The organism is Lutibacter sp. (assembly GCF_041562875.1).
GTDB lineage: Bacteria > Bacteroidota > Bacteroidia > Flavobacteriales > Flavobacteriaceae > Lutibacter.
The window spans coordinates 1-11478 of record NZ_JBFFOE010000029.1; the positions used below are offsets into that span (position 1 = coordinate 1).

Sequence of the window (11478 nt, forward strand, 5' to 3'; positions counted from 1 at the left end):
ATAAGAAAGCCTCATTGCTTTTGCAAAATAAAATCCGGTCATTAATGCTAATAGATTATGAGCAATTACCAATATTAAAACATAATGAACATAATTTATAAATATTTCGTAGTTATCATAAAATGCAATAACAATAAAAAGGATAAATATAATTAAAGAAATAGGCTTTAGAATCTTCGCTAATCTGTCAGCTAAATTAGACTTGTATTTTCGTACCCACATGCCAATTAAAAGGGGTATACCTAAAATTAGCGTAACTAATTTAACTAACTCAAAAGGATCTAATTCTATAGTTTGAAGAATTTTCGCAGTTGGTGCATATAAACTTCCCCAAAAATAAAGGTTGAATGGAGTCATCACTAAAGAAACCAAAGTTGCAAAAGCTGTTAAACTTACAGACAATGCAGTATTGCCTTTTGCCATTTGGGTCATGAAATTAGATATGTTTCCGCCAGGACAAGCAGCAACCATCATCATTCCCAATGCAATACTGGGCATTGGATTTACTAATTTTATAAAAATAAATGTTACTAACGGGAGCAATATAAACTGAGAAATAACACCTGTCAACAATATTTTGGGCGATTTAAAAAGTCGTTTAAAATCATCCATTGAAATTCCAAGAGCAACACCAAACATGATTAGTGCCAGTGTGATGTTTAACACCCAAAGACCTTCTTTATTGAAATTTATGACAAGTGAATCTAAATTTTCTGGCATATTAGTTTTTAAAGGCGTATTCTACAATGTTAGCACCCATTTTTAATGCTTTTTCACGTGTTTCAAAGTTATCATGATGTATTTCTTCATCTTCCCAACCATCACTTAAATCAGACTCGTAATCATAAAAACAAATTAATCTTCCGTTATAAAATAAGCCAAAACCTTGTGGAGGTTTATTGTCATGCTCATGAATTTTTGGTATTCCATTTTCAAAATTAAATGTTTGATGAAAAATGGGATGATTGTAAGGAATTTCTTGGAAATCTTGATTAGGGAATAATTTTTTCAACTCTTTTCTAATGTATTTATCCAATCCATAATTATCTGAAATATGTAAAAAACCACCAGAAATAAGATAGTTTTTTAAATTTTCAGCATCATCATCTGAAAACAGAATATTTCCATGACCTGTCATAAATACAATTGGATAATTATAAAGATCAATGCTCCCAACTTCAACAGTTTCAGGATTTTCTTTTATTGAAGTGTTTATAGTAGTGTTGCAAAATTTAATTAAGTTTGGCAATGCAGTTGGATTTGCATACCAATCTCCTCCACCATTGTATTTTAAAATTGCAATTTGCTGTGCTGTTACAAAAGTAATGGGCAAAAGGCTTAAGGCAAAAACCAAAAGTATTTTCTTAAGAGTGATTGGGTGAATTATTTTCATTTATTTATTCATTTACAAAAGCAACACTGTGAACCGCAACAATACCAGCAGTTTCAGTTCTTAAACGGCTTTCTCCCAAAGATACTGGAATAAAGTTATGTTCCAAACTTTGTTGAATTTCTTTGGGAGAAAAATCACCTTCTGGGCCAATAAGAATGGTAGTTTTTAACTGTGGTTTTAATTCTGATTTTAATGATTTTTTATCAGTTTCTTCACAATGCGCAATAAATAATTGTCCGTTAAAATTTGAATTGATAAACTGACTAAAAGTTGTAGGTTCGTTAAGTTTTGGAAAATGATATTTTAAAGATTGTTTTGCTGCGGAATGGATTATTTTCTCCATTCTTTCCGTTTTAACTATTTTACGCTCAGAATGTTCACATATAATTGGTGTTATTTCATCAATACCAATTTCTGTTGCTTTTTCTAAAAACCATTCTAGTCTGTCATTTAATTTTGTTGGTGCAATTGCAATGTGTAAATAGTAATTCCAAGGTTTTTTGTAATCTTGAATATGGTTTATTTTCACCAAACATTTTTTATCGTTTGCAATAATCACTTCAGAAGTAAATAATTGCCCAAAACCGTTAGTAATAAAAATTTTATCACCTTCTTTTTTTCTTAGAACACGAACAATATGTCTGCTTTCAGTTTTATCAAAAGTAACTTGTTGAGTGTTGTTTGTTATTTCAGGATTGTAGAATAATTGCATTTAAATTACTTTTTTATAAGTACAGCGTTTTTTAAAAGTTACAGGATCAAAATTTTTCCAAATAGCTGCAATAGCTTTATTACTTGCTAATTCAGGAGTTCGAATACAATTTTCAACTCCATTTAATGCACAAGAAATTTGAAGTTCTAGAAACAACAATGCGTGAATACCTTTACTTTGATGATTTGGATGAACTCCAATTAAATAGAGTATAACATCTTTACTATTTTTTTTAGCCTTTAATAAATGAAACAATCCAAAAGGTAATAATTTACCTTTTGCTTTTTGTAACGCATTAGAAAATGAAGGCATAATAATAGCAAAAGCTATAATCTTGTCATTAGTATCAACTACAAATTTTATATATTCTGGGTTGATAAATGAGATGTATTTCTTTTTAAAATAGGCTTTTTCAATATCAGAAATTGGTACAAATGAAGGTAATAAGGCATAACTTTCATTAAATAAATCAAACATTTCATCTACATAAGGCATAATGTCTTTTGTTTTGGTGAAATTAAGCGATTTAAGTTGGTACCGTTTTTTGATAATTTCGCTCACTCTTTCTAGTGGCGCACGATCAACATTTTTAAATTCAAATTTATTTTCTAAATATTCTTTTTCAATAGTAAAACCTAGTTTTTCAAAATGATTTTTATAATACGCATGGTTATACCAAGTTATCATTGTGCCAATATGGTTAAAGCCTTCGGTTAAAACGCCTACTTTATCAAGGTTTGAAAAGCCAACAGGACCTTCCATAAAATCTAATTGATGTTGTTTCCCAATTTCTTCAACTTTGTTTAATAGTAGTTTTGAAACTTCAAGTTCATCAATAAAATCAAACCAACCAAAACGCATTTTTTTTAATTTCTGTTCGTTTATTTCAATATAATTAATAATTGCTGCAATTCTACCTACAATTTCATTGTTTTTAAGAGCAACAAAATAACGAGCTTCAGCGTGTTCAAAAACTGGATTTATGGTTTTGTCAAATGAATTTATTTCATCGTTTATTAATGGAGGAACCCAATATGGATTATTTTTGTATAATTTAAAAGGAAATTGAACAAAGGTTTTCATCTCCTTTTTGGTTGTTATTTCTTGTAGTGTAATCATAAAATTTAATTCTTCTTAAATAATCTTGAAAAGAAATTTCCTTTTTTTCTTCTATTATTTGTTTTAGCTTTTGGTGAATTTTTTTGAATTATTTTATCGGAATGTTTATCTAATCTCCAGGCTACACCTACAGAAGAATAAAGAAAGGAATAATCATCAAAAAAGTTAGTTCTAACTGAAGCATCTAATTGTATGTTATTAGAAAGTAAGTAAGCTGCGCCAGTTCCAAAATGGAATTTTGGAGTAAAACTTTTTTCAAATATCCCTTGATTTTCAATAAAATACGACCATTTGTAGTTAATGGCATAGGTCATAGTTGCGATATATGAATATTCATTGGAGTCTGATAAAATTTTATCGGCTATTAAATTAGTTAACAAAACAAGTCGGTCAGAAAAATCGTTTTGTAAAAGCACAGCACCTTTTATGCTTAATTCATTTTCTTTAAATCCGTACCCTAAAAAATTTGTATTTACACCTACATAAGCACCTACTGATGGAATTAATCGTTTTTTATCAAAAGCCATTCTACGTTTCCAACTTCTTATTTCTTTAGATTTATCGGTATATTTTTGTTCATATATTAAATATTTTGCTCCAATAGTAAGTTCGCTAATACCACTAATAGTAGAATTTGCTTCAGATGGATTGTTCTTTATTTCATCTCTTTGATAGGCAACTTTTGCATTAATTTCAAGTTTTTCTAGAAATTTTCCATATCTAAAAAATAACTCTCCACCTATGGTATTTGGTCTAGTATAAATGGTTTCATTGTCGCTAATTCTATAAAAAACACCAGTTTCAAATTGAAATACATTAGTTCCAATACTGTAAGGACTTTCAGAAAAACCAGGTCGTTTAGAATTGATAATTTCAGTATATTGAGCATTTATTAGTTGGGTAAAACTTAAAATTAACAGCAGTAAATAAACTCTTTTCATATTTTAGGTTGATTGATGTGTCAAATATAAGATTTTATATAATTAAACGTTATTAGTTACTTTCAAATTGTTATTTTTGGAAATTATAAAAACTTATTTAAATGGGATTGTTAAGAACTATAGCAATTATAATTATTGTTTATTATGCTTTTAAATTTATTGGAAGGTATATTATGCCATTGTTTATTAAACAAGTGGTAAAAAATGTTGAAAAGAAAATGCGTGATCAACAAGAAAATCAATACAAACAGGAAACTGGAAATGTTGGTGAAACGGTTATAGATAAGAAACCTGCCAGTAGTAAAGAAAGCAGTAAGGATGTTGGTGATTATGTAGATTACGAAGAAGTAAAAGACGATAAATAAATGAAATTTTCGATAAAAGAAATCACACCTTATATTATTGCAATTGCAGCTTTTGTTTTTGTATCATTAGCTTATTTTTCGCCAGTTTTACAAGGAAAAAAGATTCAACAAAGTGATATTACTCAATTTATTGGTTCTTCAAAAGAAATAGTAGATTTTAGAAAGGAAAATAATGAAGAGCCTTATTGGACAAATACTTCTTTTGGGGGAATGCCATCGTATGCTGTAAGTACTTATTATCCAAATGATTTTATTAAAAAAGTAGATAAGTTATTACGTTTTTTACCTCGACCAGCAGACTATCTATTTCTGTACTTTTTCGGATTTTTTATTTTATTAACGGTTTTAAAAGTAGATTGGAAATTAGCAATTGTTGGCTCTTTAGGTTTTGGACTTTCAACTTATTTAATAATTATTTTAGGAGTTGGACATAACGCAAAAGCGCATGCAATTGCATACATGCCTTTAGTTTTAGCGGGAATATTATTGGTTTTTCAACAAAAATATTTGCTAGGATTTGTGGTAACCGCATTGGCAATGTCTTTAGAAATTAGTGCAAGTCACGTTCAAATGACCTATTACTTGCTATTTTTAGTTTTAATCTTAGGGATTGTTCAATTAATTGAGTCTTTTAAAAATAAAGAATTTCCTCAATTTTTAAAAAGTATTGGTATTTTATTAATAGCTGTACTAATTGCTGTTGGTACAAATGCAACTAGTTTGCTTGCTATGAAAGAATATTCTCAGCAAAGTACACGAAGTAAAAGTGAATTAACAATTAGTCCAGATGGTACTAAAAAGATTCCTACTGCAGGTTTGGCTAGAGATTATATTACTGAATATAGTTACGGAAAAGCTGAGACTTTTAACTTGTTTATTCCACGTTTTATGGGTGGAACTCGAAATGAAACTATAGAAAATGGCGAACTACAAAGTTTTTTACAAGATGCTGTTAATAAAGGACTAAATCCAAAAGACGCCAATTATTTAGCACAAATTTCATCTATGTATTGGGGTGAACAGCCAATTGTAGCTGCTCCCGCTTATATTGGAGTACTATTTATTTTCCTATTTGTAATTGGCTTGTTTTTAGTTGAACGAAAACTTAGAAATTGGCTTTTAGCAGCAACTATTTTTTCTATACTATTAAGTTGGGGTAAAAACTTTGCGTTTTTAACTGATTTTTTTATTGATTATGTTCCGCTATATAACAAATTTAGAGCTGTTTCTTCTATTCAGATTATTGCTGAATTAGCAATTCCTTTATTAGGTATTTTAGGGTTAAAAGCACTTATTTCTTCAGAAAACTCAAAAGAAATTAAGATACATGCTTTAAAGTGGTCAACGATTATTGTTGGTGGTTTAGCGTTACTTTTTACAATTGGTGGTACAGGGTTTTTTACTTTTGAAACACCAATGGATCTTCAAATTGAAGAACAAATTGCAGGTTTTTTAGATGCTATTACTTCCGACAGGAAAACGTTATTTTTTAATGATAGTTTACGCTCATTAGTGTTTGTGGTTTTATTTTCTGGAACAATTTGGTTGTTTTTAAAAGAGAAAATTAACCATACTATTTTAGTTATTGTTTTTGCGATTTTAATGTTATTTGACCTTGTAAATGTTGATAAAAGATATGTAAATGATGAGTATTTTATTTCAGCAAGAAAAGTGGACAAGCCATTTGTAGCTTCAGAAATTGATAAAGAAATATTAAAAGATAAAAGTATTTACAGAGTTGCAGATTTTACCAAAAATATCATGGCTGATGGTGCAACATCTTATTTTCATAAATCTATTGGAGGGTATCATGCTGCAAAACCAAGGCGATATCAAGAATTATATGACTTTCATATTGCGAAGAACAATATTGAAGTTTTAAATATGTTAAATACCAAGTATTTAATTTTTGACGATGGTACTCAGCGTGAAGCTGTACAGGAAAATCCAGAAGCTAATGGGAATGCGTGGTTTATAACTACTTTGAAAACTGTAACTACTGCAAATGAAGAAATTAAGGCATTAGATAGTTTAAAAACAAAGGAGGAGGCTGTAATAAATAGTAAATTTATAAGTAGTGATTTTCCTGTAAATTACCCAAAAGATTCTACGGCTTCAATTCAATTGAAAGCATATAAAGCAAATGAATTAACCTATGAATCTAATTCACAAACAAATCAGTTTGCTGTATTTTCAGAAATGTATTATAAAGACGGTTGGAATGCATATATTGACGGTAAATTAACACCTCATTACCAAGTTAATTATGTGTTACGTGGAATGGAAATTCCAAAGGGAAAACACATAATTGAATTTAAGTTTGAGCCAACAGTTATTGAAACAGGAAACATTATAACGTTAATTTCATATTTATTGTTACTGTTAATTCCAGTAGGGTGGTTTTTTGTTAAAAAAAGAAAGTCTAATGTATAGTGTAGTTCATTAGTTTTAAAACTCTTAAAAAATTTGTTTTATTTCTTGAAGAAACAAGTAGTTTTTTGTTATTAGAGAGCTTTATTTCCCCTGCATTATTATATTGTAACACATGCTTTAAATTAAGTAGTGTAGAACGATGAATTCTAAAAAAAGAAGTGTGTTGTAAAATATTTTCAACCTTTTTTAAATTATTAGAAGAAGTATAGTTTTTGTTGCTAGTTGTAAAAAAATGAGTATAACTTCCGTCTGCTTCACAATAAATAATATCATCCACATCCAATATTATATAATGTCCATTTGTTATTGTTAATGATATTTTTTTAGGGCCACTTTCTAATTGATTTTTAAAAGCAGTATATTTTTCAGAATTAAAAGCAGATTTTTTTTCAATAAATTTATCTATTACAGTAATTAACTGCTCTTCTATTATAGGTTTATTTAGGTAATAAAAAGCGAAATAATCCATTGCTTTTTCTTTGTAATCTCTTAAGCCAGTTGTGAAAATAACTTCAAAATCAGAAGAATTTGAAAAATAATCTAGAATTTCAAAACCATTACCATCTTGTAATTCAATATCTAAAAAAACCAATTGAGGGTGTAAGTCATTTATTAATTTAATTCCTTTTTGCACACCAGTTTCGTGACCTACTATAGTTATTTGAGAACTGTAATTTGTCTCTATACTGTTTTTTAAATGCTGGTAAGCAGCAGTTTCATCTTCAATAATTATAGCACGAATCATGTATTCTATTTAAAAACTAATTAAAGGAATTTTCAGGGTTACTTTTAACCCTACTAAAGTATTAAATTCATCTGTTATATTTGAAATTAAGACTAAATTTTCTTTACTATCGGATTCATTAATTAATTGAAGACGTTCATTAATATTTGAAAATGAAATTCCAGAAGCTTTATATTTTATTGAATTTCCATTATTTTGAATTCCTTTTCCATTATCTGAAATTTCACAAAGGAGAAATTCATCGTTTTCAATTTTAAAATTAACAGTTATGATATTTGAATTATTTCCATTTTTAAAACCGTGTTTAAATGAGTTTTCTATAATAGGTTGTAAAATCATTGGCGGCACCAAAATAGCTTCAAGTTCTTCTTGAGAAATAGCTTCAGTGTTAATAGAATAGGAACTGTTTTTATTGAATCTTAATTTTTGAAGTTCTAAATATAATTTAGCCATTTCAATTTCATCTGTTAAATTAATAAGATTAGATTTTGTTGAATTCAAAATTAAATTAACAAGTTCAGCAAATTTATCAAGACTTCCTTTTACTTCTTTTATTTCTCCTTTTTCAGCCAAATCATTAATATTCACTAATAAATTGTTTATAAAATGCGGATTCATTTGAGCATTTAATGCTTGATATCTTAAATTTGAAATTTGCTCTTTGGTATTTCGCATACTTTTTAGTCTAATATTTCTTCGGTAAAAAATAAAAATTATTAGAGAAATTAAAGTGAAGATAATAAGACTTTGAAACCACCAAGTTTTATGAATAGGAGGATTTATTGTAAATGAAAATAAAACAGGCGTACTTTCTAAGTTGTTTTTTGAAATAGCTTTCAATTCAAAAGTATAACTGTTAGGTTGTAATGATGAATACCTTATCGTATTGGTTTTGGTTGTAATCCAATCAGATTCTAACCCTTTTAATTGGTATTTAAAAGCAATATTACCTAAACTCTTAAAAGAAATTCCCGAAAAATTAAATTGAATATTATTTAATTTATTATTAAATACTTGTCCGTTTGTTTTATCAATACTCGTATTATTTATAAAAATTTCATCAATTAAAATAGTTGGGGCTGAAATTGAAGTGGATTCTTTAGAAAGGTCAATAATGTTTAATCCTTTTGATGTTGCTACATATACGTTGTTTTCATAAACATAAGAAGCTCTTATGTCATTACTGTACAGGCCATCAGAAGTTGTGTAACTTTTTAAGCTAATAAGTTCATTAACTTCATTTAATTTTAAACAATTTAAACCAAAATTGGTTGAAAGCCATATATTGTTTTGGGTATCAATAAAAATAGATTTTATATAATTACTTAACAATCCTTGTTTAGTAGAGAATGTTTTAAACACATTATTTTTTAAAACTCCGAAACCATAAGAATTTGATCCAATTAATAACCCTTTTGATGAATTTTCTAGCGCATAAATAATACTATTGTTAAACTGTTCTCCTAAATCGTATTTCTCAGTAGTTGTTTTGTTATAGTAATAAAGTCCATTTGTAGTTCCAATCCAAATATTCCCATTTTCGTTGTGGCTTATTGAAGTGCTACGTTTATTCCACAGTTTTTTAGTAGACTTTGTTTTCTTGTTAATTTTACCAACTCCTCCCGCATTAGCAGTAATAATAAAATCTTTTTCGATACATATATCTTTAAAATTTTGCAATCTATGGTTAATAAAATCAGAATCATACATATTTTTGATTCGTTCAAGCTTTAAAGAAGTGTCTATTTTGTGAATATTAAAATCGCTTAAAATGTAAAGTGAATTATCATAGATATTTAGTTGTCTAATTTTTTTTGAGTTATCATTTACTTTATATGAGGCTATTTCTTTTAAGTTATTTATATTTAATAAAATAAGTTCACTTTGTTTATTTCCAATAGCTATTTTATTTTGAAATAAATTCACAGTATATAAATCATTTCTCTTTTCGTCTTCAAATTGAATGCCATTAATATGAAGGTTTGGAATTAAAAAAACACCATTAGACTGACTCCCTACCCAAATGTTTTTTTCTTTATCTAAATAAGATTTAGTAGTATGTATAGAGGGTAATATTTTTTTGTTTTTAGAAATGTCATTTAAATTAATAATAAGAGCAGCTTCACTTAAATTTGTTATTAAAAAAGAATCATTAAAAGGTAGAGTTTGATAGAGTAAATTTGAGGTGTACCCATACTTAAAATCATTAAAAATTGTATTTGAAATTTGCGTTGTTATAGGATTAATGCTTTTAAACTCTTCTGAGTTTTTTCTTCTAAGATTTTTGGCTATTTTTTCATTATATAAACTTAAATTTATAGGTTTCCATACAGAATCTTTTAAAGAACAACTATATATTTCTTTGTTATTGTTTATTGTATTTAAAGAAGTTAATATTTTAATTTCACTTCTACTGTTTTCAATGATTTTGGCATTTTTAAAATTTTTATTAGATGATAATTTTAAGGTGTTATAATTAGTGATAATATTAGCAGTATCTAATTTTTTTATAGTAGAAACAGATTGTAAAAACCAGATGTTACTTTTACTATCTTCAAATATATCAGGTACAAAATTATTGAAATTTAAACCTTTTAAAAAAGCTTGGTTCTCAGAATTATAAAATTTATTATTTTGAAGATAGCCTAATTTCCCATTAAAACCAATTAACCAAATACGTTGTTTTGAATCTTTAAAAAAGTAAAGTATTTCATTATCAGGTAAACCGTCAGCTATTGTATAATTTTTGAAAGAAAGTCCATCAAAACGACTTAATCCATAATCTGTAGCTAACCAAATAAACCCATTTTCATCTTGATTAATATCATAAATAGTATTACTTGGTAGTCCATTATTGCTATTAAATTGAGTGAAACCAGGTATTTGGGCGAATAAAATCGTCTGGAATAAGAAGTAGGCAATAATAAAAGGGACAATTTTACCCATTAATGATTTAATATGAACATCAAATATAACGCTTATGAACTTAAATAGCACGCATACAGGTAATATATCTGCACTTATAAAACTAAACTTTTTAAAAGAGAATGTTTATAGTACTTTCACCAAGATTAACTCAATCAGAGGAAAATTTTTTGATAAAGATGATTACTATGAAAAAGGAAAAGGCACTTTAATAAAGTGTCTTTTTTTATGGAATTAATTTTTAAAATTAAGGAGATTTATTTTATTGATTTTCTATAATTAAATCAATACCTTGCTACTTCATAAAATTTTTATTTATTTACCTGATGCATAATAAGTTACATATAAAAAGATATCAACATACATTAAATTTTTTAAAAAATGTTTTACCTGCGCCAGCAACTATTTTAGATTTAGGTGTTCGTAATACATTTAGTGAAATAATGGAGCAGAATGGATATACTGTTTATAATACCAATGGTGAAGATTTAGACTTAGTTCCTGAGATTGTAAAAAAGTATAAAGTTGATGCAGTTACTGCTTTTGAAATATTTGAACATTTAATTTCTCCATTTAGTGTTTTATGTACTATTGAAGCTCCAAAAATTATTACTACAATACCCTTAAACTTATGGTTTGCCAAAGCTTATAGAAGTAAAACCGATGAATGGGATAGACATTACCATGAATTTGAAGATTGGCAATTTGATTGGTTACTTGAAAAATCGGGTTGGGATATTAAAAAGACTGAAAAATGGACAAGCCCAATTAATAAAATTGGTTTTAGACCCATTTTAAGAAAATTTACACCTAGATTTTATGCCGTATATGCTGAAAAATAGTTG

The 11478-nt window shown here is 27.5% G+C and carries 10 protein-coding genes; 3 read left to right on the forward strand and 7 right to left on the reverse strand.

Features of this window, described 5'->3' with window-relative positions:
- The 5 genes from ABY863_RS06040 to ABY863_RS06060 all read right to left on the reverse strand — a co-directional run.
- Nucleotides 1-720: bile acid:sodium symporter family protein (locus tag ABY863_RS06040; protein WP_372793362.1), on the reverse strand; the 720-nt coding region annotated here is incomplete at its 3' end.
- 1 nt (nt 721) lies between these two features.
- Entirely contained in the window at nt 722-1393 is a 672-nt protein-coding gene (locus tag ABY863_RS06045) for a DUF4159 domain-containing protein (RefSeq protein ID WP_372793363.1), read from the reverse strand.
- A gap of 4 nt (nt 1394-1397) precedes the next feature.
- Nucleotides 1398-2105 carry a 16S rRNA (uracil(1498)-N(3))-methyltransferase gene (locus tag ABY863_RS06050; RefSeq protein WP_372793364.1) on the reverse strand — a complete coding sequence of 236 codons (708 nt, stop codon included), beginning with the start codon at nt 2103-2105 and terminating at the stop codon, nt 1398-1400.
- Entirely contained in the window at nt 2106-3224 is a 1119-nt protein-coding gene (locus ABY863_RS06055) for a GTP cyclohydrolase (protein ID WP_372793365.1), read from the reverse strand.
- A gap of 5 nt (nt 3225-3229) precedes the next feature.
- Entirely contained in the window at nt 3230-4165 is a 936-nt protein-coding gene (locus ABY863_RS06060) for a transporter (protein ID WP_372793366.1), read from the reverse strand.
- Between the two features lie 101 nt (nt 4166-4266).
- Between ABY863_RS06060 and ABY863_RS06065 the strand changes: the two genes are divergently transcribed.
- Both ABY863_RS06065 and ABY863_RS06070 read left to right on the forward strand, forming a co-directional pair.
- Nucleotides 4267-4530, forward strand: coding sequence for a DUF4834 family protein (locus tag ABY863_RS06065; protein WP_372793367.1), 264 nt, complete (start codon nt 4267-4269; stop codon nt 4528-4530).
- Nucleotides 4531-6963: a YfhO family protein gene (locus tag ABY863_RS06070; RefSeq protein ID WP_372793368.1), complete on the forward strand. Its 2433-nt coding sequence runs from the start codon at nt 4531-4533 to the stop codon at nt 6961-6963.
- On the opposite strand, the gene ABY863_RS06075 is transcribed toward ABY863_RS06070, so the two are convergent.
- Both ABY863_RS06075 and ABY863_RS06080 read right to left on the reverse strand, forming a co-directional pair.
- The gene (locus ABY863_RS06075) at nt 6953-7708 is read right to left on the reverse strand and encodes a LytR/AlgR family response regulator transcription factor (RefSeq protein WP_372793369.1); all 756 of its coding nucleotides are present in this window, start codon (nt 7706-7708) and stop codon (nt 6953-6955) included. The genes ABY863_RS06070 and ABY863_RS06075 overlap by 11 nt on opposite strands.
- A 9-nt stretch (nt 7709-7717) precedes the next feature.
- Nucleotides 7718-10654, reverse strand: coding sequence for a two-component regulator propeller domain-containing protein (locus ABY863_RS06080; RefSeq protein ID WP_372793370.1), 2937 nt, complete (start codon nt 10652-10654; stop codon nt 7718-7720).
- A gap of 305 nt (nt 10655-10959) precedes the next feature.
- On the opposite strand from ABY863_RS06080, the gene ABY863_RS06085 reads away from it, so the two are divergent.
- Nucleotides 10960-11475, forward strand: a complete 516-nt coding sequence (locus ABY863_RS06085) for a methyltransferase (RefSeq protein ID WP_372793371.1) — start codon at nt 10960-10962, stop codon at nt 11473-11475.
- The last annotated feature ends 3 nt before the right edge of the window (nt 11476-11478 follow it).

Coding starts and splice junctions, on each gene's coding strand:
- ABY863_RS06075 (WP_372793369.1), bottom strand. CDS start 7,708: ATGATTCGTGCTATAATTATTGAAGATGAAACTGCTGCTTACCAGCAT.
- ABY863_RS06070 (WP_372793368.1), top strand. CDS start 4,531: ATGAAATTTTCGATAAAAGAAATCACACCTTATATTATTGCAATTGCA.
- ABY863_RS06085 (WP_372793371.1), top strand. CDS start 10,960: ATGCATAATAAGTTACATATAAAAAGATATCAACATACATTAAATTTT.
- ABY863_RS06065 (WP_372793367.1), top strand. CDS start 4,267: ATGGGATTGTTAAGAACTATAGCAATTATAATTATTGTTTATTATGCT.
- ABY863_RS06050 (WP_372793364.1), bottom strand. CDS start 2,105: ATGCAATTATTCTACAATCCTGAAATAACAAACAACACTCAACAAGTT.
- ABY863_RS06060 (WP_372793366.1), bottom strand. CDS start 4,165: ATGAAAAGAGTTTATTTACTGCTGTTAATTTTAAGTTTTACCCAACTA.
- ABY863_RS06045 (WP_372793363.1), bottom strand. CDS start 1,393: ATGAAAATAATTCACCCAATCACTCTTAAGAAAATACTTTTGGTTTTT.
- ABY863_RS06080 (WP_372793370.1), bottom strand. CDS start 10,654: ATGGGTAAAATTGTCCCTTTTATTATTGCCTACTTCTTATTCCAGACG.
- ABY863_RS06055 (WP_372793365.1), bottom strand. CDS start 3,224: ATGATTACACTACAAGAAATAACAACCAAAAAGGAGATGAAAACCTTT.